The organism is Mycobacterium sp. MUNTM1 (assembly GCF_054660795.1).
In genome coordinates this window covers 17,983-43,854 of sequence record NZ_BAAGDE010000006.1, presented here as the reverse complement: position 1 = coordinate 43,854, position 25,872 = coordinate 17,983, and the positions used below count along the sequence as shown (strand labels likewise).

Sequence of the window (25,872 nt, the reverse complement as noted above, 5' to 3'; positions counted from 1 at the left end):
TATACCCCCGTCGCCGCGCGTGTCCCCGCCCCCTCCCCCCCGCACCCCATGCTGGGCCGCCCCCCCGCCCTTGGGGGGGGGGGCGGGGTATAAATCGCGCGCCGCCATCACCGGGAAGATCGCTTTGAGCGGCGAGCCCGGGCCGACCGCGGCCGCGGTGAAAAGCTGGTTGATCGCCAGATAGGACAGGCCCACCATGCCGACGCGACCGTTGGCGTTGGGCAGCGTGGACGCCCACTGCACCAACTCCACGCCGTCCTGCGTCTGCCGCTCGCCGCACATCTCGAACGACCCGCCCGAGGATCCGGTCCCGCGAACGTCGACCATCACCTCGATGTAGCCGCGTTTGATCAGGTAGGGAGCCGCGCCGCCGCCGATCTGCGCAGCCGGCGGGGGCGCCTTCTTGCCATACGGCGTGATCGAGAGCAGCACGGGGAACGGACCCGCGGCGGGCTGTCCGGTCTCGGGGACCGTGGGGTAGTGGATGTCGGCGCGCAGCTCCACACCGTCCGTCATCGGCACCGCGATGTTGTGACGCACGCCCACGCCATACGTGGCCGGGGGCGGCGTCCACTCCGGCGCAAACGGCGACGGACTCGTCTTGCGGATGCGGCGTGCGCCTTTGCGCCTGGATCGCAGGCTGGTCATCGATCTCACCATCGCAGCTCCCCCTGAAGCCCGCGGCGGCGTCGCCGCGAATCACTCAGAGAATCTAGAGCACTGCACTCAGTGGGCTCAGGGGTGTCGAGGGCCCCAGCCGATTTCGTCAGACCGCCTCGTCCTGGGCGTCCGCCCCGAAATGGGTAATGCTCGGACGCAGATGTCGCAGTAGCTCCTCACCGGAGAACTGCATGCGATCGGCCTCCCCCAGGAAATCAGACTGCGCGGCTGAGGATTCGTAGACCGGTCGGGTATTTCTCGGTGCCCTCGGCTCGGGCACCGCCTTGCGCTTCTTCAGACGCATCAGTTCGGGATGCATCTTCTTCCGCAGCGATGGAGGGACCAGCGCACCCCGGTTGGAGGCCCGCATACCGAGCTTGTCCGCGACCTCCGCAACCTGCCAAGTCTTCAACCGGTAGCGCAGAGCGATTTGCGAGATCGTGTACCACCCCCGTGGCATCCGCCAGACCCAGCCCGCGACGCTGATCACCGTCAACACGATCGCCAGGGTCGTTTCAGGGCGGAACAGCTTTCCGGAGAACATGATTGCCGCGATCCCGACTAGAACCGTGACGACGAGACCTGACACGAACAAAATCTGAGTCGGACTCACGCCGCCTCCTTGCGTTTCATCGCGAGTATGTCCAACGGTCTCAGAACCGGCCTGCGGTGAAACCGCGACACGCCGTAGTGTCACCGGCTCGAGACCTCCCCTGGCCCGTCCGGGATGGTCGCGGGTAACGGCGGTGACTTAAGATCGACGAAGTGACAGCCAACTGCCGGTTGTGCCGGCCTAAAGCTGAAACGGAGGGGTGAATGCCCGTCAGCATCTCCAGCCCGAGCGTGTTCGACGCGGACCTACCGACCATCGAGTACGACGTCGCCACCGCCACACCCGACCAGGTCTATCCGCAGCTGCTGGCGGCGCAGCGACAGGCACCGATCGCGCTGGGTCCCTATGGGCCCGAGGTGCTCTGCTACGAACTCGTCCGAACGATATTGCGGGACAATCGGTTCCAGATTCCACCGGGCTACATCCTCGCCGTCCAGGGCATCACGTCCGGTCCGCTCTGGGACAAAGTTGTCAACTCGTTGTTGGGCATGGAGGGCGCCAAACACCAGCGCGTCCGCAGCGTCGTGTCGAAGGCGTTCACGCCCCGTGCGGTCGAACGCCTGCACGCCACCATCACCGAGGTCATCGACGAACTGGTCGAACCGATCAGCCGCCGCGGCCACTGCGACGTCGTCACCGACATTGCGCGGCCCTACCCGGTGCCCATCATCTGCGCGCTGCTCGGCGCACCCCGCGAGGACTGGCAACGGTTTTCGCTGTGGGCCGACGACATCTTCAAGGCCTTCAACTTCACCTTCACCGCCGATGATGTGCCCGGCGTGATGCGCGCCTGGGGCGAACTCGACGACTACGTCGATGACATGATCGCCCGGCGTCGCCACACCCTGACCGACGACCTGCTCTCCGACCTCATCCGCGCCGAGCACGACGGGGACCGGCTCGACGCCGGTGAGCTGCGCATGCTCGCCGCCGCGTTGCTGCTCGCGGGCACCGACACCACACGCAATCAGGTGGCCGCGTCCATCGGGGTGCTCTGCGAGCATCCCGACCAGTGGGAGCTCTTGCGCAACGCTCCCGAGTTGGCGATGACCGCCGTCGAAGAGACCATGCGGCACTCCCCGATCGCCACCACCCTGTTGCGCGTCGCGGCCGAGGATGTCGAACTCGCCGGGGTCCACTTCCCCCAGGGAACGCCTGTGTTCGCGAATACCGCTGCGGCCAACCGTGATCCAGCGATCTACGACGATCCCAACCGGTTCGACGTCACCCGCGAGGGATTGCCGCCCGTGCTTAATTTCGGCGCGGGCGTGCACTACTGCCTCGGGGCGAACCTGGCGCGGCGCGAAATCGCCGAAGCACTGAAAACCGTCACCCGCCGACTCGCGAACCCCCGCAAGAACGGACCGTCGCCCTGGAAGCCGGTCGTCGGCCTGAGCGGGCCGGCGAGCCTGCCCATCGCGTTCGACACCTGACGGGCCGAATCATGGTGGTGCTGTTGGTGGTCCTCAAAATTGCGGTGATCGTGTTCATCGTCGGAGGCACGGTCGCCTTGATCACCCGGGGCGTCAGACGCTCGCGAGCGAATCGACGGAACCCGCAGTGGAAGGGGTATACCGGTCAACCCGGGTACGAGGCGTCCGCGCACGGCGCCATGCCCAATACACCGCTGCCCGAATGGGCCTACTGGGACGACGAGGGTGACGACGATGTCGACGATCGCGCCGCCGCGGGAGGTTGAGGCGTTTGGCGCCGCACTCATCAATCAACCAGTGAGACAAGGCGACTGGCTTCGGAAAGGGCGAGCACGCGATGACCGCGCGGATTGTGCGGAAAAACCCCTGTCAAGGAAGGTTTATCCGCCAGTACAGTCCCACAAGGAAGTCCGCGAGCTGGGTTGCGGTCATGTCAAGAAGTCCTTCAGCCCACGCAATCAACAATTCCGAAGCCGCCCCTGTTAAGGCGAAAGTTTTCGTTCGCGTCTCTAGAGGGCTGCTTTCGAAGTCACCCACATCGGTTCCCGACCACCGGAAGAAGTTCTCGGCAGCACGCACGAGGATCTCGTTGCGGCGAGAGCTAGCGCGTCCGCCCTTACCGAGCGCCTCGACAAAGATGATGCGGATCGTGCGGGGATCGCCGGCCAACACATCGACAGATGTTCGCAGTACGACAGACAGCCTCGACACGGCGTCATCAGGCGCCTCGACGACTGCGGCGTTCACGGCACTCTCAACAGTCTCCATAGTGAGCTCCAGCACCGCATCGAACAACGCGTCCAAGTCGCTGAAGCTTTCGTAGAAGTAGCGCTCCGTCAGTCCGGATTCGGCGACGACATCCTTGACCCGAGCGGAACCGGATGACGCAGAACCGAACACGTTCATGCCGGCCTCGATCAACTTCCGGCGTCGCTCAGCGATCCGCCGTTCACCCGTTATTCCGCCGTATACGCGGCCAGCCGACACGTTCGCTCCTACCGGTTAAGTTGTGCAAACCAAGCATAGTGGTGACGGTCGACGTCGCCCGACCGATGACGCTCGGTCCAGATTCCTGGAGCGGGAATTCTTGCATCGACAGCGCTCGCCACGAGAGTCGTGCGTGATGAACCACGGCGCCCGGCGGTCCGCGCCGCATGCGAATCACCCTGCCCGCCACCGGCACCCATGATAAATGCGACCCTGCCTTCAAGCTGTCCCATCATGCATAACCGCGCTCGACCAACCGATTCGCGTGAATCATGATGTCGACATCACGCGCTCTAGGAAACCAGCGCGTTGGTCGCCCCGGCCCGGTCCTCTTCAAACGCCTGGTTCATTTGATCGACATTGAAATTGACGGGTTTGTTGATGCCGGCCCGGAACTCGAAATGCCTGATCAGTTTGCGATCGACCTCTTGGCCATTGAACAGCTCGCCGGACAGCGGGCTGATCCGTTTTGCAGTCTTCTCCAGCAACGCCCGGTCCAGGCCATAGAAATTGATGGCGTTCTCGCCCAGGATGCCGCGCGCCTCGACTTCGGGGATGGATCCCAGCGTGGCACGAATCCAGTCGTGGGTGTTCGGCCATGTCCCTTCGAAGTGCGGGTAATCGCTGCCGAACATCAACTTGTCCAGGCCGACATCATGACGGGCCGCGACGTCGCCATACCGCATCAGCGACGTGCCGCAGGCGCAATGACGGTCCCAGTACTCGCTCGGCGTCATCTTCAGCGGACCCGGATTGGCCGCGTGCGCCTGGTCCAAGTACTGCAATGTCACGGGCACCCAATCGGCATGGATCTCTTGGAAGGCGACCTTGAGCTTCGGGAACCGGTCGAAAACCCCACCCCACATCAACTGCCACAATGGCCGACGCTCACCGAACGTCTCGAAGAGCTCGCTCAAGAACGAGTTCGTGCCGGCGGCTTCAGGGTCGCCATCCGGATCGAACTTGGGCAGCAGGCTCGGGTCGATTGCGGCCAGGCCTTCCTTGCTCGCGTCCGGCCCATGTGCATCGTTACGGCCGAACACATTTCGCACCATCTCGACGACGCCGCCCTGCGGGTTACCGAAACCGGCATGGATGTGCACCACCATGCCCAGGTCTTGGCACGCCGCCCACATGGGGTCCCACCACGGGTCATACATCGCGGGCAGGTCCCCCGGAGTTCCGGGCATCATCGGCGGAAAGATGGCGTGGAACCCGCTTTCGCGGGCCTGCATGATATCGGCGACCCCGCCCCGCCAGTCCGGCCACGGGTAGATCAGCGGTACGCCCAGCAAGCGTCCCGGCGCCTCCGAGCAGAAGTCTTTCAGGAACCGGTTGTGCGCCTGAGAGCCCGCGTAGCGCAACTCATGCGAACGCATCTGGTTCTGGACGTCGGCGAACGGCACGAAACCGATCGGACCGAACGGATGCAGAAATTCGGCCACGATGCCCTCGGCCTCAACGTGACGCAGGCGCCATACCGGATCGAAATAGCCGACCTCACCGGCAGCCTCGACGACGCCACGCTTGTCGTAGATCTCGAGGGCATCCGGCGGGGCGGGGTACCCGGTCAATTCGACGACCTTGTTGATGACCGACACATCATCGAGGTAACCCGCCCACGAGTCATGGTATTTCGAGTCCAAGTACTGCTTGTACATCTTCGGCGGCAAAGACACATGCGAGTCCGCCGACACAATCGTCACGGGCCTCAACTCCGGACGCGACAGCGTGTCTTCGTCGGCCCGCCGCACATCAAAACTGACTCGCATCCAGCGTCACCTCTCAACCTGTGACCCATCTGACATTTATTAATGTCAGTTAACCCTCGGCAAGAGCCACCGTCAAGTACTTCCGCTTACTCGAAAGGCCGTTCTTGCGACGTCACTACCGGGCCGAGCGAGACGATCGGAACCCCTGATAGGAACGTCTGGCGAACCGCGATAGGCGGCGAGCCATGTATCACCAACACCGATTCGAAGCCGAGGTCCTCGGCCCGTCGGGCGGCTGCCACGACATGCTGGGGCACACCGGCGGCCGGACTCATGCTGGGCAGGAAAACCCCGATGTGCGATCCAGACATGTTGTGCTCCTGGCTTTGTCGAGATCGTGAACATTGGCTCATTGCCGAACAAGCACGCCAGATCGACGGAGCTACCGTGAGGGACGCCGAGCTGGTAAATCAAGCTTATGATCGGCTTGTCAGCATCAACGGCCGTCACGGCAAGAGCCACTCGGCATTCGTTCGGAAAAACTTCGTGGTGATTTCCTCACCGAGAGGCTCGACCTTTTTGAGAACGCCATCACCGACTCCCATGCGTGAGCAGACCTCTCCGTGCCAGACCCGATGGCAGCTAATGCATTTGTAGCGATTCGTTCATCACCCCGCCTCGGGCTTCGCCTGGAAAGTCCGCTGCATGAACGCCGGGTCGATCAGCATCCCATGGACCTGCTGGTTGTGACTGTGGCACAGCTGGTGATACGCGAACGACGTTTGCATGGCATTGACTCGCCCCTGGTTGTCTTGCGCGATGTTCACCGCCTCCTTCGCCAGCTTGAGTGCGAACAGCGGCTTCTCGGCGATACGCGACGCTAATTGCAGCGTGAACGACTCCAGCTCATCGAGAGGCACAACGTGATTCACCATGCCGAGCCGATGGACCTCCTCGGCCGTGAGGAAGTCCGAGGTGAACAGCATCTCCTTCGCCTTCCGGGCGCCGACCTCAAACGGGTGGTTGAAGAACTCGGCGCCGGACACACCCATCGACACGGTGTTGTCCTGGAAGAGGGCATCTTCAGCGGCAACGATCAAATCGCACGGCCACACGAGCATGAGGCCACCGGCGATAACCTTGCCCTGCACGGCAGCGATCGTCGGTTTCGGGAGGTTGCGCCACCGCTCGCTGAGCCCGATGTACATCTCCTTCTCCATGGCCATCTGCGATTCGGCACCGGCACAACCGAATCCGCACCATGTGCCGATGCGCTGATGGTCGCTCACCACCCGCAGCGCGTCACGCTCGCGCAGGTCATGTCCGGCGGAGAAGTGTGGACCGTTTGCGCCAAGGATGATGACGCTGACCGAATCATCCTGCGCGGCAAGGTCGAACGCGTCATTGAGCTCGTACAACATGCGCATGCTCTGCGCATTTCTCGCCTCGGGCCGGTTGAGCAGAATACGAGCGACCTTCGCGGCCGGCCGCTCATAGAGCACGGTCTCGAACTCGCTCAAGTTCACACCTGCCTCTCGGCCTCAGGCAGGCGGGACCTGGTGTCGGCCAGAATGGCGGCGGCCGTGGCCACAGTGCCCTCGACGCGCTCAGGCGTCAGGGGCGGGGTGAAGGCGGCGGCAAAAGGGGTGGGCAGGTCGCTCTGTGCGACGGGACGCCGGTGGGAGAACGTGTCGAACCCGGCCTTGCCGTGATAGGCGCCCGAGCCGCTCATCCCGACGCCGCCGAACGGCACGGCGTCGTTGATGTATGCCAGTCCGAAGTCGTTGCGCGAGACCGCACCCGACGTGGTGTTCAGTAAGAACTGCTGGAAATCATCGGTGTCCGCGCCGTACCAGTAGGACGATAACGGGTGTTCGCCGGCCGCGGCATAGGCGATCGCCTCGTCGACGTCGGAATAGGTGTGCACTACCAGCACCGGACCGAAGATCTCCTCGCTGTTGATCGCGGCATCCGCCGGGGTATCGAGCAGCAGCGTCGGAGGGAATCGACGAGAGCCGGCGTCGGGCACCCGGTCCATTTCCTTCTCCGGCACGATCACGATCTCCACGGCGCCTTTGGACTTGGCATCCTCGACGAGCCCGGCGATGCGCGCGTAGTTGGCGTCGTTGACGATCGACACGACGTCGGGGTTGTCGATGAAGGTCGGAAAGTGGGTGAGCACCGCCTTCTGGTACGCCTCGACGAAGGCCTGTTTGCCCGGCTCAGGGACAAAGGCGTAGTCCGGGCACAGGCACACCTGGCCGTTGTTGACCAGCCGGGCCGCGGCGAGTCGCGTTGCGGCATCGGCGATGTCGGCATCGGGGGCGACGATCGCGGGGTTCTTGCCGCCGAGTTCGAGCGTCACAGGGACCAGGTTCTTTCCGGCGGCCGTGGCGACGAGGCGTCCGACCTTGGGTGAGCCGGTGAAGAAGATGTGATCGAGGCGTAGATCGGTGAACGCGGTGGCTGTTTGCAATCCACCGTTGACGACTGCCACCTCCTCGGGCCTCATTCTGGAGGCCACCGCGCGGGCAAACACCGCCCCGGTGCGCGGCGTCATGTCGGAGAACTTGATCATCACCCTATTGCCGGCGGCGAGGGCTTCGACGGTCGGCGTGAAGACCAGGACGACCGGAAAGTTCCACGGACCGATAATCCCGACAACGCCTTTGGGGCGATTTTGGATGAAGGTCGGAAACGCACCGCCCAGTCCGGCGGGTACTTCGGTCGGCGCCATCCACTCCTCGAGGTTCTCCCGGGCGTAGGCGATCGTCCCCATTCCGCCGAGGATGTCGAGTTCCATCGATGTGGTGGAGGGCCGGCTGCCGAAGTCGGCGTCGAGCGCGTCGGCGAGTTCCGCGCTGTGCTCCAGGACCGCCGCCACGAAGCGGTCGATGCGATCGCGCCGGGTCGCGGCATCGGGAATCGGATCGGCGGCCTGGGCGGCCCGCTGGGCATCGAGGAGGCGCCGCAGTTCCTCGGGCGAGACTTCGACGATCGATTCGGCGGTCTCAATCGGTTCGGTGGTCCTGGTCATATGCTCGGCTCCTTTTGTGCAGGCGAATACTGTGCGGCGATCTCGCTGGCCCAGCGATAGTCGGCCTTCCCCGCCGGGCCGCGCACCACTTCGTCCACGCGGACAATGGCTTTCGGCAACTTGTACCGGGCCAGGCGCTGCTCGGCGTCAACCAGGAGATCCTGGTCGGCTGGGTCGTGCCCGGAAACTAGCTGCACGACCGCGACGACCTCACTACCCCATCGCTCGCTCGGCCGTCCCACCACGACGACGTCGCGGACGGCAGGATGACCGATCAGCGCGTCCTCGACCTCCTCAGCGAAGATCTTCTCCCCGCCGGAGTTGATCGTCACCGAGTCGCGACCGAGAAGTTCCACGCGGCCGTCAGCGAGGTGCCGCGCCCGGTCGCCGGGCAACGACATGCGGTGGCCTTCGATGGTGGGGAACGTGCGCTCGGTCTTGGCGCGGTCCCCGAGGTATCCGAACGGAATCGGACCATAGCGGGCCAGCCATCCCGTCGCAGGATCCCCCGGCTCGAGGATGCGACGACGATCCTCATCCACCACGCAGGTGCCGACCGCCGGGGTGAAGACACCCGAAACCGCCGGCGCCGCAATCGTACTCACGTTCGTCAGCTGGGAACCGGTCTCCGACGATCCTGCGACGTCGGCGACGGCTGCGTGGGGCAGGAGCCGCAAGATGCGGTCTTTCACCGGCGCACTGGTGACGGCGCCGCCAACACCGATCAGCTGCAGGGAACGCCCGTGGCGGCCGCCGCGCTCGAACTCATCGCATAGCGGGGTGGCGAACGAGTTTCCGACGAGGTTCATGACCTGCACCGATTCGCGGTCGATCAACTCCCACACCGATGCCGGGTCGAAGCGATCCACGACATCGGGGAATACGACTGTGCCGCCGCCCAAAATGCCGGACATAGCGAGCCACTGAGCTGCGCCGTGCATGAGCGGCGGCAACGGCAGCACGACGCGCCGGTCGGCGGCCGCGACCAAGCCGACACCGTCGGCGAGCGACGCCGCGTCGAACATGCCGTCGGGAAGAAACCCGGCCAGGCCGCCCTCGAGGATGTCCGCCTGGGTCCACATCGTCCCCTTCGGCATCCCGGTCGTTCCGCCGGTGTAGAGCAGGTAAAGGTCGTCAGCCGCCGGAGCCACCCGAGGCGCGTCGGGGCTGGATGCCGTCAGCGCGTCCTCGTAATCGCAGGCACCGGGAAGCAATCCGTTACCGGATTCGTCGGCGACCTGGAGTAGAAGAACCGGCGACTCGTCCAGCAAGTCGAGGGCTGCGGCGAGTGTCGGCGCGAAGCGCGCGTGGTAGATGATCGCCCGAGGCGAGGCGTCATTGAGAAGGTAGCTCAGTTCGGCTTCCACATACCGATAGTTGACATTCAACGACGCCGCGCGAGCGCGCGCAGCGCCGAGCATCCCTTCCAAATACTCGTTGCCGTTGTGTAAGTACAGCGCAACATGGTCCTGGCCGGACTCCCACGGCGCCAGGTCAGCACGTTCCCGTCTGACGGTAATGCCGTGCGTCAGAAGGATATTCGCTAGGCGATTGACGCGCGCCGCAACGTCGCGGTAAGTGAGCCGCCGGTCCCGGAACACGATGCAGTCGCGCTCGGGCATGGCCGCAGCAATCCCCGCGAACAACTCGGCGTGGTTGTATCGCATCAGATCTCCATCGGGTCGAGTTGGTAAAGCCGCAGGCCCCGACGACAGGGGATCAGCCAGGGCCTGCGACTTCGCATGAGGGGCGGTTCAGCTGCAGCGGATGTCGACCAGGGCCTGGCGTCGCTCGTCGCGCACGACGCGCAGCGCCTCCTTGAGCGCGCCGACGAGCTCGCTGCGGCGATGGACAGTCGCGCCGTGCCCGCCGGACGCGATGCAGTAGGCCGCCAGGTCCGGTGACGGCGAGAGGTTGGAGAAACGGTCTTCGCCGGAGGAGACTGCGGTGCCGTCCGGATAGACGAGCTCCGTCGCCATGTCGACCGCCGTCCAGTTGCTGTTGTTGGCCACGATCGTCAGCACCGGCAGGTCGTGCTTGGCGGCCGCGTGGTGGCACGCGGCCGGATTGGCGAACATGTAGGCGCCGTCACCGAGCGTGGCGACCACCGTGCGATCGGGCGCGGCGTATTGCGCGCCCAGCGCCGCGGGTAGGCCCCAGCCCAGACCTCCCGATGCGGGCAGGAAGTAGTACGTGCCCGGCTTCGTGCGGCGCAGTAGGCAGTAGGTCGACACGTATTCGTTGAAGACGATGTCGTCCTCGTCGAGCAAGTCGCCCAGGGCGGCCGAGATGGCCACCGCGGTGATCGGTGCGTCGGCGTCGCGACTGTTCTCTTGTCGCCGTTGCTGTTCGACACTGTCGCGTCTCGCCGAGGCGACCGCACGGATTTGCTCGGCCCGGGCCTGATCGATGCCCTCAGCGCGGTCCTCGAGGGCCTCGAGCAACCGCGTCAGGAATGCGGCCGGCGTGGCACTGATGTTGAGGTCGGAACGGTGCGACCGCATCGGGTACGTGGTGTACAGCGGATCGACGCCCACCTGGGCAATGAACGTTTCGGCCGGCGGTGTCTCCCGGGCCTGGATCCACGGCACGTCGCACTCGAGGAACACGACGACGTCCGCCTTGTCGAAGACGCCGGCGACGGTGACCCCGACTCGATACGGATGGTCGGACGGGATATTCAGGTAGCGGCCCCACGGGTCGGCGACGCCGATCCCGAACCGGGTGCAGAGCTCGCCCAGCAGGCCGACGGACTCCGTCTCGGCGCCGGCCGCCGTCGCCACGATTACGGGGAAGGCAGCGGCGGCGAGCCGGTCGGCGAGCGCGTGGACGTCGTCGGGGTCAGGCTGCACGGCGACGGGGACCGGCGTGCGCGGCTGGCGCGGTACCGGCTGGTCCACCGCCTCGGCGAGAACCTCGCGAGGCAGGGAGAGGTACACCGGCCCGCGGGGGTGCGCGGCGGCAACACTCAGGGCGCGGTCGACGACGGCTTCGACGTGGCGCGGATCGCGCAATTCGTAGTCCCACTTGACGAATTCACGCACCATGCCGGCCTGGTCGAACATCTCCTGGGACCAGTGGATCGGCAGGTCACGGGCGCCGATGGCGCCGGACTCGAGGATCGGCGAGCGACCAGCGGTGACGAGCAGCGGCACCCGATCGCGGGCGGCGTTGGCCACTGAGCACACGGCGTTCCCCGTGCCGACGTTGACGTGGAGCATCAGCGCCTGTGGCCGTCCCGTCACGAGAGCGGCGCCGTGCGCCATGCCGCCCGCGAGGTTCTCGTGCGCGCAGATCACGGGCGTCGGCAACAGCGGACCGCCGTCCTCTTTGTTGTCTGCATAGGCCTCGACGATCGGTGCGAAGTCGGTCCCCGCATTGACGAAGAACGACTCGACGCCTTGCTCGGCGAGCGCGGCGAGGTAGCGGGTAGCAGCGGTCTGCGGCATGGTGGGCTTTCTATTCGGTGCTGTACGGGTTCATCTGGCTGACCTGGTGCGCAGCGAGGGAATTATGGATGCCAGCTCGCGCCACTCGGCCAATGGCAAATGCTGCGTATTCGACGACTGCACTTGCACGCACACGTGGTCGGCGCCGGCGTCGAGATGCTCCTGCACGCGTGCTGCGATCTGTTCGAGGGATCCCCAGGCGACGATCGCGTCAACAAGCCGATCGCTTCCCTCGCCGGCCAAATCGTCATCGCCCCAACCCAACCGCCGGAGGTTGTTCGTGTAGTTCGGCAACGTGAGGTACATCTTCATGAAGCGGCGGGAAGCCTGGCGCGCCGCGGCCGGGTCGGTCTCGAACACGACGGTCTGCGCGGGGGCAAGGAACGCGTCATCGCCCAACGTCTCGCGGGCGGCGGCGGTGTGCTCGACGGGCACGAAGTACGTATGCGCGCCCCAGCCGCGCTCGGCGGCCAACCGCAGCATGCGCGGCCCGAGTGCTGCCAGCACGCGCCGCGGGGCGATCGGCGAGGCCGCCCCCAAGAAAACGCCCGAATCCATCTTGTCGAGGTAGTCGACCATCGTGCTGTACGGCTTATCGCCGTACTGGCCCTGATGAGCCCCGTTGACCAGCGGCTGGTGACTCACTCCCACACCCAGCAGGAACCGTCCCGGGAACGCTTCGCTCAGCGTGCGCCAGCCCGCGTTCATCGTCATGGCGGTGCGGGCATGCAGGCTGGCAATGCCTGTGGCCACCGTCATGCGCGCGGTGTCCCGCAGCAGGAGCGCGGCGTTGGCGAACGGCTCGCGAGCCACCGCTTCGGGCAGCCACAGCGCGCCGAAGCCGAGTTCGTCGAGTTCGGCAACGGCCCCCTGGGCCCGGGTCATCGGCTGCACATCGAGCTGTGCCGACCAGATGCCGAGCGGGCCCAGGTGTGGGACGCCAGCCTTATCAGTCTCGGCGGCCGTCACGGCAAGAGCCACTCGGCATTCGTTCGGAAAAACTTCGTGGTGATTTCCTCACCGAGAGGCTCGACCTTTTTAAGCATGTTCTTCATCGAATCCTTCGTGCCTTCGACATGCGGGTAGTCGGTCGAATAACAGAACACGTCAACCAATTCCGGGTCGTCCTGGATGTAGCTGTCGACCGGCTCGAAATTGAACGGCGACACCCGAATGTTCCGCGCGATGTACTCCGAGGGCTTCAACGGGAACTTCGCCGCCGCCGCCCCGGGAAACACCTTGATGTACATATCCATTCGTCGAGCCGCACATCCGACCCAGTGCGCCCCGACCTCCATGAGACCGAGCCGAAGCCGGGGGAACCTCTCGAACACCCCACCGAGCACCATCGCCGACACGTAGTTGTCGACCGCCATGTGCACGGTCGAAAACAGCTGGATATTGGTATTCGGGATCTCCGGTGACTGGAACAGATCCTGGAACGTCTCGGCGACCATCCACCCCGGATCCAGGAAGGCAAACTCGGTCCCGATGTGCAGTGTCACGGCAACGTCATTCTCCTCGAACAGCCGCCACAGGGGGTCCAGCAGCGAGTGCGCCGGCGACACCCCGCCCGGAGGGACGTCGGCCTGCAGGTACACCGCCCGAACACCGGAGCTGATCAAATCCTTTGCAGTATTGATCATTTCACCCACATCGGGGCGGGTCGGCACGATCCCGACCAGCCGGATTCGCCCGTCGGCCAGGACGGCGTTGTTCATGACCCATTCGTTGTATGCCTGCAGGAAGCTCTTGGCGAACTCGGGTCGCGAAGCACCCTCGAACACCGACATGTCACCGCCGAAACGCATTTCGTAGGCAAAATCGTTCATGCCGCCGACGATCATCGCGGCGATGGCCGTGGTCGGAAAGACCAGTTGTCGGTCGATCCCCATCACATCCAGGACCTCGACGCGCCGGCTCAGATCGATGGCGCTCGGGGCCGACGGCCCCTTGATCTTCCAGATGTCCTCCGGGTCAATGTCCTTCAAGTCACCCACGATGTCGGTCTGGTGCATGTTTGTCGCGGTCGGATCTGGACGGAGCTGGTCTGCTGATTCGAAAACTTTGCCCATGATTCGTCCGGGCTGACCCAGGACATCCTCGAGCAGGTGGCTCGGGATCATTTCATGACTGTCAACGTCATGCGCAAGGAGCTTCATTGCAACCTCTCTGGCTAATGATTTCGCGGTACGAGACCGAATTGATTTGACCAAGCACCACGGGAAGTGGGCCCCTTGTTGGAGGCGTCGTCAGCCCACGTTCCCTATCCGTTTGATGCCCATTACGCCTCCTCTGCTGTTGAATCACCGGTTCCGCGTTCGTGACGCTGCGCACCGCTTGCTGCCGGTCGCGTGATCGCCGGCGGCCTCGCGCTGGTCCGGCAGACTAGATAGATTGCTCTAGTACGATCAGACAATCACAATTGTCCGACTGCGTCAACCCTGGAGTACAGCCCGCAGCGGGCACACATGATCGCTGACCTGGAAGGTTGAACATGCCCACCATTCCCCACTCCCACCGTGACCTGGTCGAGGCGCCGCTGGTCGCCTCGCTGTCCACCGTCGGCACCGGCGGGACTCCCCAGGTGACAGCGATCTGGTTCGCAGCCGAGGGCGATACCGTGCGGATGTCCCTCGTCAGCACGCGGCAGAAGTACCAGAACGTGCTCGCGCACCCGCAGGCAACGCTGTTCATCATCGATCCGGCGAATCCGTTCCGGACACTCGAGGTTCGGGGGACGGTGGACGTGGGCGAGGACCCCGACCTGGAGCTGTTCGAGAACATACTTCGGCGTTACGGCCATGACCCGGCCGCGTTTCCCGGGCCGCGCGAAGGGCGCGTCTCCATCACCTTGCGGCCAAGCCGCATTGTCGCCCAGGGCTGACCGACGTGTCTGACCGCGGCGCGGCGGGTGGGGCCCCGTCTCATCCGCCGCGTTCAACCGTCACTCGAGCGCGACGGCTGACCGCGGCGGCCGAATCACATTGGCTCTAAAACCAAACCTGCTGGCACATCAGGCAATTCGTTGCACTCCCCGGCGCCACCGCGCCGTCAGTCAGACACTTGCGTCAGGACTGAAACAGGCAGCGCCCCGGTGCAACGCACCCAGCGCGTCCTACTGCCGCAGCTATCAAGCTTCGGGTGTCGCCGCAGCCATCGATTGCTGAGCCTCGATGAGTGAATCCATCAACGATGGCTTGTCGGTAGCGAAGGAGAGCTTTTCCATTCCGCCGTAAGGATTCTCGAAGCTTGCCACTTCCTCTGGGGAATTGTCCGCATAGACTTCGAGCTCATTGCCATCAGGGTCGTAGAAATAGACGCTCTTGGTCACGCCGTGGTTGACGGTATAGGCGATCTTCACGTTTTCGCGCACGAGCGTGTCGTACGCCTCGCGCAGGTCTTCCTCGTTGCGGAGCTTGAAAGCGAAATGTTCCATCCCGATCTGGTAGAACGTTCCGTCTGGCGCCTCGGAACCGAGCTCAGCTATTCCCAATTCGTGGTGGTCGCGCCCGGTCGAAAGGAAGACGACTGCCGGTGGGATTTCGCCCATCACCTTCAAACCAAGGATCCGGGTGTAGAAATCAAGCGACTTCTCCAGGCTGCGGACCTTTATGACGACGTGCGCCACCCTCTCGATCTTGATCATTTGCTCTAAACCTCTCCGATTCCACTTGATGCCACGACGATGAACAGCTCTCACCCGGCTCTCGCCGCTGCGCGCTCCGTGCGCTGCTTCGTTGGCAGAGCAGCAGATTGGATGCTACTAGATCAATCTATCAATCTACAAGGGCTGGCTGTCCGGGTTGGACTGGCGCCCGGATGGTGGTTTGGTGAGGTTGTTTTCGATCGAGGCGGTTGACCGGGGTGACGCGTTGCGTCTATCCGGACGGTGCGGTCGGCGTGAGCGTCACCGCGCCGGCTTCGATATCGGACTGATCATTTCTTGCGCTTGCCCCGCCTCGTGGCGTCCTTGCGATCGTCGGCGAGCCCAGCGGCGACCGCTTTCGCCGCCGCTCGCCCGGCGGTGTGCATCGGCACTGACGATCGCGTGGTGCGCGACAGCAGAACCGCTCCCTCGATCAGGCAGAAGATCTCCACGGCGACGTCGCGGGCGCGCTCAGCAGTCATCCCTGCCGTTGTGAACCGCTGCTCGAGGACTTCCAACCAGGATTCGAATGCGTCCGCGGCGGCGGTCCGCATGAGCTCGTCGTTGTTGGCCACCTCCAAGGCAATCGTCGCGATCGGGCAGGCATAGCCGTAGTCGGTCCCCTCGAGCAGACCGGCCGCCTGCACAAAGGAATTGGCCGTCGCCTCGACGACGTCGGCCTCCGGCGGGTACACCGACTCGAGAAGCTCGCGGTAGCGGGCACCGCCGTGCGTGAGGGCGGCGGCACCCAATTCCTGCTTGCCGCCGGGGAAGAAGTGGTACAGCGACCCGTAAGGTGCGGCAGCGGCCGCGAGGACGGCCTTGATACCGGTCGCCCCGAAGCCCTGCCGGCTGAACAGCTCGGCCGCGGACTCCACCAAGCGGACGCGTGTGTCAGGCTGCTTTTCAGTTGCTGGCGAGGTGGTAGACACGTGTCTAGAGTACCTTGCTAGATCAATCTGTCACAGTGTGACGCTCGACCCATCTAGTACAGGGCGCCTCCCCATGATAGATTGATCTAATGGCTACAGATACCCGCATCTTCGAACTCCGCACGTACGAGGCAGTGCCGGGCAAGATCGACAAGCTCGTGAGTCGCATCGGGGATCACGCCGCGGCGCTGTTCGAGAAGCACGGTATGACCAACATCGGCTTCTGGGTGCAAACCGACGACCAGGGCAAGCCCACTGACACCCTTATCTACGTCGTGGCCCATGCGAGCAGGGAGGCCGCGAAGAAATCGTGGGAGGCCTTTTGGGCGGACCCAGAGTGGACCGCCGCGAGGTCCAGTGGCGAGCAGGTCACGGCGGGCGCGACGTCGGTGTTCATCGAACCCACGGAATTCTCGAAGCTGCGCTGATTCGTGTGAAAGTCCCACCGCAGTTGGGACTTTCACTTAACTTCGCCCCTTCATCGTGAAGCGGACCGATCGGTCCCTGAGGGGATTTAGATCGTGCCACCGTCTCGCCCGGCCAGGAAGACCTGAGGAATACTTCGTGCCTTCGCTCTTTGACCTCACCGGACACGTTGCGCTGATCACCGGAGCCAACTCCGGGATCGGGTTGGGCATGGCACACGGACTTGCCCGAAGCGGCGCCGACGTTTGCATCTGGGGCACCAACGTCGAACGCAACGAGGCTGCTGCGCAGGAACTCGCAAAGCACGGGACACAGGTGCGGGCGATCCGGTGCGATGTCGGCGACGAGCATGCAGTGACGATGTGCTTCGATGAGACACTCGAGCACTTCGGACGGGTCGACTCCTGCTTCGCGAACGCGGGAGTGCGCGCTCCCGATATCGCGTTCCTCGACACGAGTCTCGCCGATTTTCAAAAGGTCACCCGGGTCAACCTCGACGGGGCCTTCCTTACCTTCCGCGCCGCGGCCCGGCACATGGTGGAGCGCGGCGGCGGGGGTGTACTGGTGGGCACGTCGAGCGTTTCGGCACACCACGGCACCCCTCGCGGTCAGGCCTACGCGGCAAGCAAGGCCGGATTGACAGCGATGATCAAGGGGTGCGCGGTGGAGCTGGCGCGGTACGGGATCAATGCGCATTCAATGGTGGTCGGCTGGACCGAGACACCATTGGTGTCACGGGAGTTCGGAAACCCGACATTCGAGGAGAACGTTATGAAGCGGATGCCGCAGCGCCGTTGGGGCGCGCCAGACGATTTCGCGCGGATCGCCGTGTACCTGGCCGGCGGGGTCGGCGGGTTCCACACCGGTGACGAGATTGTCATCGACGGCGGATACTCGATCTTCTGAGATCCGCGGCGGCTCGGGGTTGCGTGCCGCCCACTGTTCGTCCATTATTCGTCATCGGCGAAGTCGGCCACATCCCCTTCAAACCCGAGCACCGCGAGTCGGCGGAACTTGCTGCCGTGGAAGACAAGTGGCGCAGCCTCGGGATTTGCTTGGAGGCCGTGGATTTCGAGCACGGCCACGGCGTGGTCACCTGCCGGAACTTCGGCGTGTATGGAGCACTCCAGCCATGCGGTGGCACCGCGTACGAATACGCCACCTCCGGACGAGCGGTCCCAGGTGACGTCGGCGAAGCGCTTCGGGGTGTTCCGGGCGAGGCTCATGCAGATGTCGTCTTGGCCTTGCGCCAACACGCTGATTCCCAGTCTGGGCCGCTGACGCAGCCTCTGCCACGTGAACGAGGAGGATTGAAAGCAGACCGACACGAGTGGGGGCACGATCGACACCGACGTGAACGAGCTGGCGGCCATGCCGACCGGTTCGTCATCGACCATCGCGCATACTGCGGTGACCCCAGACGGGAAGCACCCGAACGCCCGGCGCAGCAGGACAGGATCGGCGTAAGGCGACTCGAAAGCAATCATTGTCAGCCCTTCGAAATTAACACGGCGAGAACATCACTCGCCAGGAAAGCGCGAGTTCACAGCCCGACGGGATCGAAGACGTCGTAGCGACCTTCTTGGAACGTGAGTTCCATAATTGCCTGGGCGGTCATTTCCAACCTCCATCGTTATTGGTTCGGCCGGCCCGTCGCCCGTGTCTGCCGGTTGCCGGAGCAGTCCTATGTTGTGACTGGACTAATGCCCTGCGCCAGAATCTTGGGGGTGATATCAGGGCCGTGGCGGTTGTCGAATTCGTTGAAGGTGGTTTGGATTTCGGTGTGCACGGCTTCGACCAGCGGTTGCCAATCGCCATGGGTAATGATCAGGAACTGCCCTTTTTGCATGGCTTCGACTACCTGCTCACCGACACGGTCGGGGTCGGCACCCTGTGCCAGTAGTGCGTTGTTGCCTTCGACCGCGGCGGCGTTCACCTCTACGCCAAGGAGTTTCGCTTCGCCGCCGCCAGAAGTCTCGCTGATGCGGGTTTTCACTGTGCCGGGGCAAAGCACCGAGACACCGATATCGGTTCCCTCGAGTTCACCGCGCAGCACCATCGAAAGACCGAAGCTGGCGAACTTCGCCGAGGAGTAGGCACCGACGCGAACCATTGGCACGATCCCGGCCATCGACGCGGTGTTGACGATATGCGCACGGCCAGCACGCTTCTTGAAGCGCGGCAGGAAGGTCATCAGGCCGATGAACTGTCCTTCGACGTTGATCCGGTAGACCCAGCGCCAGACTTCCAGAGGCGTCTTGTCCAGTTCTCCACCGCCGTTGGCCCCCGCGTTGTTGCAGAGAATCGAGATGGGGCCCAATACGCCTTCGGCGCGATCGGCCGCGGCCGCCCATTGGCCGGCGTCGGTGACGTCGAGGGGCACTGCCACAACCGAGCCGCCGGCATCGGTCAGCTCCTGTTCGACCTTGGTCAATCTGCTGGCGTCGATATCGGCGAGCGCCACCTTGGCGCCCGCGGCGACGAGCGCCCGCGCCATCCCGAGCCCGATGCCCGAGGCCGCTCCGGTGACGAAAGCTGCCTGTCCTGCTGGCCAATTCGTTGTCATACGGCCACTATAGACCTATCTGACATTACTATATGTCACATTTCACAAAGCGGTGGACCATCAGCATCTTGGTCCGCCGGTGGTCGCCCTCACGACATCAGTGAGGTCAGGTCGCGGATCGGATCGGTGCCGTCCCAGTCCACTGCGGACGCGGCGGCAGCGGCGAATATATCCACCACCAGACCACTCCGCCCCATCAGTTCGGTCATGCAACCCGTCATGGGCCGCGTGTCCACGTAGGCGACCGGCGTTTGGCCCGCGACCACTCCCCTCATCACCACCTCGAAGCCGTGCCCCTCGTAGTTGCGACATTCGGCTTCAACATCATCGACAAAGCTACAGAGGTGGTGGAGTCCGCTTTCGCCTTCTGCATAGACATCGCGGTACGGCGACGATGCTCCGCCGTGTTGCTTGATGAGTTCGATCTGGAGCGGACCGGACTGGGCAATCGCGCAACTCATGTCCACTTCGACCGGACTGCCACGATGCGTCGCTTCAGTGAAGATCCCGCCAACATGTTCGCCCACGTAGAACGGCCCGATGCCAGATGTCTGCTGCCAGTGCCGGATAGCGGCGTCGAGATCATCCACAACCCAAGCTACTTGGCAAATCTGCTTTGCTGCGAGCACTTCTCGCCTTCCCCATCTGTCGGTGTACCGAGACCCAGCCTGTCGTGCCGGTCGAAATTGACACGGCGACCAACATCGCATAGCGTCGAATCTATTAGATCGTTCTATCTACCGCAAGGCTGGTTCGGATCCTCCCCGCGGGCCGATGCGATCTTGCGGCGAGCCTGTCTTGATCACTGGAGCTGAAGTTGAGCGCTGAAGGCGAATCCGCGCGAGTAGCGCGAGCGGCGTGCGAAGTCGTACGGGAGCACGACCCTCGATCCGTTCCTCTTGTCGAGTTCTTCGGGGTATGGTTCGACGCCGGGCTGTCCTGGGTGCACTTCCCCGAAGGCCTTGGCGGACTGGGCGTCTCACGCGCTCACCAGGCGGTCGCGGATGCGATCCTGCAGGAGGCCGGCTTCCCCGCGCCGGCCACCATGAATCTCATCGGCTACGGGATGGCCGCACCGACCCTGTGTGAGCACGCCCAGACCGAGCAGCTCAAGCGTGAGTGGTTGCGTCCGCTCGCAAGCACCGAGGAGATCTGGTGCCAGCTGTTTTCCGAGCCCGGCGCCGGGTCTGACCTGGCAGGGCTGTCCACCTCGGCAGTCCTCGACGGTGACGACTGGGTGGTCAACGGGCAGAAGGTGTGGACCACACTCGCGCACCGCGCCAGCTGGGCGCTGCTTATCGCCCGCACCGACCCGGACGTGCCAAAGCACAAGGGCCTCACCTACTTCGTCGTCGACATGCGTGCCCCGGGTGTCGAAACGCGCCCGCTGCGCCAGATGACCGGCCACGCCGAATTCAACGAGGTGTACCTCAACGACGTCCGGATCCCGGACGCGCACCGGCTGGGCGCGGTCGGCGCCGGCTGGCGTGTCGCGATGACCACTCTCATGAACGAACGCAACTCGATCGGTGCCAGCGGGTCCCGTCGCGGCGACGGCACCATTGCCGACGCCGTGGCGCTGTGGAGCCAGCGCCCGGATCGGCACACCCCGGTGCTACGTGACCGCCTCGCCCGGCTCTGGCTGCGATCGGAGGCACAGCGGTTGACCTCGGAGCGCGCCCGTGCCATCGCGACCGTCCGCGGCCCAGGCCCGGAGGGGTCGATCGACAAGCTCGTCGGCGCCGAACTGAACCAGCGGGTCTACGAATTCTGCATGGACCTGCTCGGACCACAGGGGCTGCTCTACGGCGACTACACCATGCGCGCCGCCAGCCCCGATGACGACCAAGGGCCGGTGCAGCAGCGCTTCCTGCGCTCACGCGCCAACACCATCGAAGGCGGTACCTCCGAGGTGCTGCGCAATGTCCTCGGCGAACGAATTCTGGGTCTGCCCGGCGATCTGCGTGCCGATTCCGGACCCTGGCGTGAGGTACCTCGTGGCTGACCAGAATTCGATCCCAAGCCGACAGTTCGCGTTCACGCCGGAGCAGCAGGAGTTGCGCACGGCTGTGCGCCGGTTCTGCAGCGAGCATTCCGACGAGGCCACCGTGCGGCGGCTGATGGAGTCCACTCCCCCGTTCGACCAGAAGAACTGGTTGCGGCTCGGGTCCGAACTGGGTGTGCTCGGACTCGGTGTGCCGGAGGAGCTCGACGGCTCCGGCGGCGGTCTCGTCGACGCCGCCATCGTCGTCGAGGAGCTGGGCGCTGTCCTGTTCTGCGGGCCTGTCTTCGGCACCGTCGCGCTGGCGATCCCGGCGCTCGTCGCCGCACCCGGCAGCTCGGTGCGCACCGATACGCTTGGCCCGCTCCTCGCGGGCACCCGGACCGCCGCTTTCGCTGTCCCGGAAAAGGCGGGGTGCTACGCCGCCGATGCTGTGATTCTGCGGGCCAACGACTCTCACGACACGTGGGCCGTTTCCGGAACCGTGGAGGGCGTCGTGGACGCGGCCGCAGCGGACGACCTGCTCGTCGCCGCCACCGTCTCGGACGGGGTGGCGCTGTTTGTCGTCGACGCCCTCGGGCCCGGGGTGGAGCGCACCACGCTGTCCACGATGGACCTGACTCGACCGCAAGCCACGGTACGGCTGACCGACGCACCCGCCCGGCTACTCGCCGGCCCGGACGAAGCGGCGCGCGTCTGCCAGCACGCGCTGCAGGTCGGTGCGGTGCTATTGGCAGCCGAGCAGGTCGGCGGTGCCCAACATCTGCTCGACCTGAGCGTCTCGTATGCCAAGGCACGCCTGCAGTTCGGCCGGCCTATTGGTTCGTTCCAGGCTGTCAAGCACCGGCTCGCTGACATGCTCGTCGACCAGGAGCACGCACGTTCTGCGGCCTACTACGGGGCCTGGGCTCTCCAGGACGGCACCGACGACCCGGCGCTCGTTGCGTCGATCGCGCAGGCAACCTGCTCGACCGCCTTCACCCGGATCGCAAGGGACACAGTCCAAGTACATGGCGGGATCGGCTTCACCTGGGAGCACCAAACGCACCTGTATTTCAAGCGCGCCTTTACCGACACCGCTCTCCTGGGCTCGCCCGAGGAGCACCGTTCGCGGATCGCCGATTTCGTGCTCGACAGTCCGGTGGCCGGTCACGCAGTCACGGTCGCCACCGGCTGAACTCCCTTGCATCCGGGTTCGCCGGCGTTGGGAGGACATTGAATTATCAACGCGCCGCGCAGGTCTCGACGGCATGGGGCGACGACTGCGCCCCACCCGCCGGGCCACTGCACCCAGCGTGGAACGTGAATGGCGGACCCTCACAGTATTGCACTGCAGCGCCGCTCCGGTTTCGCCGACGGTCGCGTTCTGTGTGCCGAATCCCTCTCGACAACAGTAGATTTACGCGGGTACGACGGGAACACGGTGAGTTTCACTCGCCAGGCCCTTTTTGCGGGACCACACACTTCGTTTGATAGTCGCTCAACGCCAGACGTATCGCACCGCAGAGCGCCAGGGTAGGCCCGAACAGACAAGCCCACCAACGGTGGCTCTCACGGTGGCCCCGCTGCCAGCGATGAGGCGAAAGGACACCGCTCCATTGCCAATAGCGAACCGCTACCGCGTCTTTCGGCAAATGCCGAAGGCTAGTTGATGGTAATTCCGTGGCGCTCGGCCACCTCGTACGCATCATGCCTGTCGATCATTGGAGCCACATCGCTCAGCTTTGTGACGCCCGGCACGCTGGCGAAATCCGGACCAAGGTTCTCGGCCATCATCGCCGCGAAGTTGGTGTCCATATACATCCGCTCGCCAGAAATCAGCCGCTGCTCGGGATCGAAGGACATAACGACGATGTAATTGCCAGTAACCCGCGCGCCGGCCGAGGTGGTGAACGACACGTGCGCCTCGCGGACCAGGGTGTTAGCCGCGATGGCATGCACTCGCATCTTGGCTGCCACATTGCGGCTCCGGGTGCCAGGCATGATGCGGCTGTACGCCTCACGAACGGCCTCGTAGCCGTCGAAGGCAAATCCCAGGGTCGGAAGCTCGTAGTGCGGGTTGTCAACCAAGGTGGCCATTGTGGCGTCGAGGTCTTCTTCCAACTCGCCCTTCTCGTGCGCGAGCAGGATTGCTTCCATTTCCTTCTTGGTCATTTCTTCCATGGCCTGCGGGGTCTCCTTTGATCCATCAACGGGCTGAAATCACATCCATCGCCGACCCGGGTCGCATCACTGGAATGCCCAAATTCAACTAGACACCGGGCACTGCCGATCCGATTCCGCGTTCTAAATAGATTGATCTAGGTAATGACCTTAGTCACAATCTCCTCGCGTCGTCAACGCCCCCCACCCAAAACCGCGTACGGGAACGTAGCCACGCACCGGGGCCATGGCCCGCATGTTGACGAGGGCGCGGCACGGTGATTAAGCTGACGACTAGATCAATCTATCGAGTGGTTCCTCGGTTTCGCGCACGGTGCCGCCCATTGCGGGTTTCGGGACGCAAGTGGCCGGTTCCAACGGCGATCGATTTGGTCTGCAGTAACCAATGAAGAAAGCGACTGCCCGAGAACACATTCGCTGCGTCCTCCGTAGCCGTTGTCGCTGGGACATCCGATTCAGGAAGGTGTCATGTCCGAGTCCTTTAACGCATTCGTTGTGAACAAGAACGACGCCGGGTTCAGCGCCGGCGTGCAGCAGCTCACCCTTGATGACCTGCCCGCGGGCGACGTCACCGTGCGCGTGCAGTATTCGAGCGTCAACTACAAGGACGGCCTGGCCTGTCTCCCGGAGAGCCCCGTGGTGGGCGCCTACCCGATGGTGCCCGGCATCGACCTCGCCGGAACCGTCGTCGAGTCCAGCGACCCGCGCTTCACCGCCGGCCATGAGGTGCTCGCGATCGGTCGCGACCTGGGCATCTCACACTTCGGCGGCTACGCCCAGTACGCGCGCCTGTCCAGCGACTGGCTCGAGCCATTGCCGCCGGGCCTCAGCGTGAAGGAGGCGATGGCTCTGGGCACCGCCGGCTTCACCGCGGCGCTCTCAATTCAACGGCTGGAAGAGAATGGACTCAAGCCCGGCGACGGCCCGGTACTCGTAACGGGCGCCACCGGCGGCGTCGGCAGCACCGCAGTCAACATGCTCGCCGGACTCGGCTACGAAGTCGCCGCCAGCACCGGTAAGGCCACCGAACACGACTACCTCCAAGCACTCGGCGCCAGCAAGATCCTCAGTCGCGAGGATGTCTGCTCGCCCAGTGACGCGCCGCTGGAAGCCGAACTGTGGTCTGGAGCTGTGGACCCGGTCGGTGCTGACGCAACCGCTTACCTGCTGCGTACGACGCGTTACGGTGGCTCCGTGGCGACCTGTGGTCTCACCGGCGGTTTCGCAGTGAACACCACCGTGCTGCCGTTCATACTGCGCGGCGTCAACCTGCTGGGAATCGATTCTGTCCAATGCCCTGCAGAAATACGCGCCGCAGTGTGGAGGCGTCTCGGTACTGACCTAAAACCAAAAGATCTGGCGGACAGCATCACTCACGAGATCGGCCTCGACGAAATTCCGGCAGTCACTGGCAGCATCCTCGGCGGCGTCATCAAGGGCCGGACAATCGTCCGCCTGTAGGTGACAGTCAACCGCCAGCCCAATTCCGGCGATTCGCCTGTTTCTGACATTTTGTCATGTCACAATAAGGGGCCCGGTAGAGAGGAAGCGCAGGATGCCCACCAAACTCACGCTCGAACAGATGGAAGAGTTGCTCGCCATCCATGAAATGGCCGAGTTCAACCTCGACATCGATGCCACGATGGCGACGCTTGTCGAGAACCCCATCTACGAACTCCCAGCGCTCAATTGGCACATCGAAGGCCAGGATGCCGTAAGGGAGACGTATCGACGGCTCCTCCATGGCGGCGACGTGCGGAACATGTGGGCTGAAAAGCGAACGCACGCAATCGCTGACGGCAGCCTGTGTCGAGAAGCGTACGTGTACGTCGACACCGACGAGGGTGTGCGGGTCACTGGCCGCTACAACGTGGTCATGGATTTCGAAGGCGACAAGATTGCCGGTGAGCGCATGTTCATGGACGCCACGTTTGCAAAAGCAATGGCCGAGATTCTCGGCCCCGACTTCGGCGACGTCCCCGGAGTTTCACCGCTCGACGAGAAGAGCCCCCCGCCCGTGCCGCGCCTCGATCGCGCAGCCGTGCACGCAGCCAATTCGAATCACTAATCCCACGATTGTACGGCTTGATCAGGGGACTCCATCTTCGATATATTCCTGGCCCCCACGTCGGCCCCGACTATGGCGATTGCCCGGGGGTTACGCGGCTCAACGCGAGCGCGTCACCGATTACGCCCGAAGAAATGATGGCTGAGGCGCATAAAGCCATTGCAGCCCCTGGAAA

General features: G+C 64.1%; 26 protein-coding genes. 9 read left to right on the top strand and 17 right to left on the bottom strand.

From position 1 onward, the window contains the following. On the bottom strand, positions 1-546 hold a 546-nt coding region (locus tag ACYQ8K_RS05155), incomplete at its 3' end, for a CocE/NonD family hydrolase (protein ID WP_459967478.1). Positions 547-766: 220 nt separating this feature from the next. Then, the gene (locus ACYQ8K_RS05150) at positions 767-1,273 is read right to left on the bottom strand and encodes a formate dehydrogenase (protein ID WP_459967366.1); all 507 of its coding nucleotides are present in this window, start codon (positions 1,271-1,273) and stop codon (positions 767-769) included. A 203-nt stretch (positions 1,274-1,476) separates the two neighbouring features. On the opposite strand from ACYQ8K_RS05150, the gene ACYQ8K_RS05145 reads away from it, so the two are divergent. Both ACYQ8K_RS05145 and ACYQ8K_RS05140 read left to right on the top strand, forming a co-directional pair. Continuing rightward, positions 1,477-2,706: a cytochrome P450 gene (locus tag ACYQ8K_RS05145; RefSeq protein WP_459967364.1), complete on the top strand. Its 1,230-nt coding sequence runs from the start codon at positions 1,477-1,479 to the stop codon at positions 2,704-2,706. An 11-nt stretch (positions 2,707-2,717) separates the two neighbouring features. Continuing rightward, positions 2,718-2,972 (top strand): hypothetical protein, encoded by a 255-nt coding sequence (locus tag ACYQ8K_RS05140; RefSeq protein ID WP_459967362.1) that lies wholly within the window; start codon positions 2,718-2,720, stop codon positions 2,970-2,972. A 103-nt stretch (positions 2,973-3,075) separates the two neighbouring features. Here the strand turns inward: ACYQ8K_RS05140 and ACYQ8K_RS05135 are convergent, their stop codons facing one another. The 9 genes from ACYQ8K_RS05135 to ACYQ8K_RS05095 form a co-directional block, all read right to left on the bottom strand. Further along, on the bottom strand, positions 3,076-3,693 hold the full coding sequence (locus tag ACYQ8K_RS05135; RefSeq protein ID WP_459967361.1) for a TetR/AcrR family transcriptional regulator: 618 nt from the start codon (positions 3,691-3,693) through the stop codon (positions 3,076-3,078). A 293-nt stretch (positions 3,694-3,986) separates the two neighbouring features. Continuing rightward, positions 3,987-5,465 (bottom strand): amidohydrolase family protein, encoded by a 1,479-nt coding sequence (locus tag ACYQ8K_RS05130; protein ID WP_459967360.1) that lies wholly within the window; start codon positions 5,463-5,465, stop codon positions 3,987-3,989. An 86-nt stretch (positions 5,466-5,551) separates the two neighbouring features. Then, positions 5,552-5,776, bottom strand: coding sequence for an LLM class flavin-dependent oxidoreductase (locus tag ACYQ8K_RS05125; RefSeq protein ID WP_459967358.1), 225 nt, complete (start codon positions 5,774-5,776; stop codon positions 5,552-5,554). Positions 5,777-6,073: 297 nt separating this feature from the next. Continuing rightward, positions 6,074-6,925 (bottom strand): enoyl-CoA hydratase, encoded by an 852-nt coding sequence (locus tag ACYQ8K_RS05120; RefSeq protein WP_459967357.1) that lies wholly within the window; start codon positions 6,923-6,925, stop codon positions 6,074-6,076. 2 nt (positions 6,926-6,927) lie between these two features. Beyond that, a complete protein-coding gene (locus ACYQ8K_RS05115) occupies positions 6,928-8,442 on the bottom strand; it encodes an aldehyde dehydrogenase family protein (protein ID WP_459967356.1) in 1,515 nt (504 codons plus the stop codon). Further along, positions 8,439-10,109 carry an AMP-binding protein gene (locus ACYQ8K_RS05110; RefSeq protein WP_459967355.1) on the bottom strand — a complete coding sequence of 557 codons (1,671 nt, stop codon included), beginning with the start codon at positions 10,107-10,109 and terminating at the stop codon, positions 8,439-8,441. The genes ACYQ8K_RS05115 and ACYQ8K_RS05110 overlap by 4 nt, the downstream gene beginning before the upstream one ends. 87 nt (positions 10,110-10,196) lie before the next feature. Further along, on the bottom strand, positions 10,197-11,891 hold the full coding sequence (locus tag ACYQ8K_RS05105) for a thiamine pyrophosphate-requiring protein (protein ID WP_459967354.1): 1,695 nt from the start codon (positions 11,889-11,891) through the stop codon (positions 10,197-10,199). 30 nt (positions 11,892-11,921) lie between these two features. Beyond that, on the bottom strand, positions 11,922-12,872 hold the full coding sequence (locus tag ACYQ8K_RS05100; protein WP_459967352.1) for an LLM class F420-dependent oxidoreductase: 951 nt from the start codon (positions 12,870-12,872) through the stop codon (positions 11,922-11,924). After that, positions 12,857-14,017 (bottom strand): amidohydrolase family protein, encoded by a 1,161-nt coding sequence (locus ACYQ8K_RS05095; RefSeq protein ID WP_459967350.1) that lies wholly within the window; start codon positions 14,015-14,017, stop codon positions 12,857-12,859. The genes ACYQ8K_RS05100 and ACYQ8K_RS05095 overlap by 16 nt, the downstream gene beginning before the upstream one ends. A gap of 371 nt (positions 14,018-14,388) precedes the next feature. On the opposite strand from ACYQ8K_RS05095, the gene ACYQ8K_RS05090 reads away from it, so the two are divergent. After that, a complete protein-coding gene (locus ACYQ8K_RS05090; protein ID WP_459967348.1) occupies positions 14,389-14,778 on the top strand; it encodes a PPOX class F420-dependent oxidoreductase in 390 nt (129 codons plus the stop codon). Positions 14,779-15,024: 246 nt separating this feature from the next. Here ACYQ8K_RS05090 and ACYQ8K_RS05085 read toward each other — a convergent pair whose 3' ends face one another. Together ACYQ8K_RS05085 and ACYQ8K_RS05080 are read right to left on the bottom strand one after the other, a co-directional pair. Continuing rightward, the gene (locus tag ACYQ8K_RS05085) at positions 15,025-15,540 is read right to left on the bottom strand and encodes a VOC family protein (protein WP_459967347.1); all 516 of its coding nucleotides are present in this window, start codon (positions 15,538-15,540) and stop codon (positions 15,025-15,027) included. A 290-nt stretch (positions 15,541-15,830) separates the two neighbouring features. Next, the gene (locus ACYQ8K_RS05080; protein WP_459967346.1) at positions 15,831-16,472 is read right to left on the bottom strand and encodes a TetR/AcrR family transcriptional regulator; all 642 of its coding nucleotides are present in this window, start codon (positions 16,470-16,472) and stop codon (positions 15,831-15,833) included. Between the two features lie 89 nt (positions 16,473-16,561). Here ACYQ8K_RS05080 and ACYQ8K_RS05075 point away from each other — a divergent pair, with 89 nt between their 5' ends. Further along, positions 16,562-16,900 (top strand): NIPSNAP family protein, encoded by a 339-nt coding sequence (locus ACYQ8K_RS05075; RefSeq protein ID WP_459967345.1) that lies wholly within the window; start codon positions 16,562-16,564, stop codon positions 16,898-16,900. A 136-nt stretch (positions 16,901-17,036) separates the two neighbouring features. Further along, positions 17,037-17,804 carry an SDR family NAD(P)-dependent oxidoreductase gene (locus ACYQ8K_RS05070; RefSeq protein ID WP_459967343.1) on the top strand — a complete coding sequence of 256 codons (768 nt, stop codon included), beginning with the start codon at positions 17,037-17,039 and terminating at the stop codon, positions 17,802-17,804. A 44-nt stretch (positions 17,805-17,848) separates the two neighbouring features. On the opposite strand, the gene ACYQ8K_RS05065 is transcribed toward ACYQ8K_RS05070, so the two are convergent. From ACYQ8K_RS05065 to ACYQ8K_RS05055, 3 genes are all read right to left on the bottom strand, one after another. Further along, on the bottom strand, positions 17,849-18,385 hold the full coding sequence (locus ACYQ8K_RS05065; RefSeq protein WP_459967341.1) for a flavin reductase family protein: 537 nt from the start codon (positions 18,383-18,385) through the stop codon (positions 17,849-17,851). A 197-nt stretch (positions 18,386-18,582) separates the two neighbouring features. After that, the gene (locus ACYQ8K_RS05060) at positions 18,583-19,464 is read right to left on the bottom strand and encodes an SDR family NAD(P)-dependent oxidoreductase (RefSeq protein ID WP_459967339.1); all 882 of its coding nucleotides are present in this window, start codon (positions 19,462-19,464) and stop codon (positions 18,583-18,585) included. A gap of 89 nt (positions 19,465-19,553) precedes the next feature. Next, positions 19,554-20,174, bottom strand: coding sequence for a VOC family protein (locus ACYQ8K_RS05055; RefSeq protein ID WP_459967337.1), 621 nt, complete (start codon positions 20,172-20,174; stop codon positions 19,554-19,556). A gap of 107 nt (positions 20,175-20,281) precedes the next feature. On the opposite strand from ACYQ8K_RS05055, the gene ACYQ8K_RS05050 reads away from it, so the two are divergent. Beyond that, complete coding sequence (locus ACYQ8K_RS05050; RefSeq protein ID WP_459967335.1) at positions 20,282-21,469, top strand: acyl-CoA dehydrogenase family protein; 1,188 nt, start codon at positions 20,282-20,284, stop codon at positions 21,467-21,469. Further along, complete coding sequence (locus ACYQ8K_RS05045) at positions 21,387-22,643, top strand: acyl-CoA dehydrogenase family protein (RefSeq protein WP_459967334.1); 1,257 nt, start codon at positions 21,387-21,389, stop codon at positions 22,641-22,643. Before ACYQ8K_RS05050 ends, ACYQ8K_RS05045 begins: the two co-directional genes overlap by 83 nt. 467 nt (positions 22,644-23,110) lie before the next feature. On the opposite strand, the gene ACYQ8K_RS05040 is transcribed toward ACYQ8K_RS05045, so the two are convergent. Further along, positions 23,111-23,629: a hypothetical protein gene (locus tag ACYQ8K_RS05040; RefSeq protein ID WP_459967332.1), complete on the bottom strand. Its 519-nt coding sequence runs from the start codon at positions 23,627-23,629 to the stop codon at positions 23,111-23,113. A gap of 468 nt (positions 23,630-24,097) precedes the next feature. Between ACYQ8K_RS05040 and ACYQ8K_RS05035 the strand changes: the two genes are divergently transcribed. Next, a complete protein-coding gene (locus tag ACYQ8K_RS05035) occupies positions 24,098-25,090 on the top strand; it encodes an acrylyl-CoA reductase family protein (protein ID WP_459967331.1) in 993 nt (330 codons plus the stop codon). A gap of 94 nt (positions 25,091-25,184) precedes the next feature. Then, positions 25,185-25,697, top strand: a complete 513-nt coding sequence (locus ACYQ8K_RS05030; RefSeq protein ID WP_459967329.1) for a nuclear transport factor 2-like protein — start codon at positions 25,185-25,187, stop codon at positions 25,695-25,697. Positions 25,698-25,872: the final 175 nt, after the last annotated feature.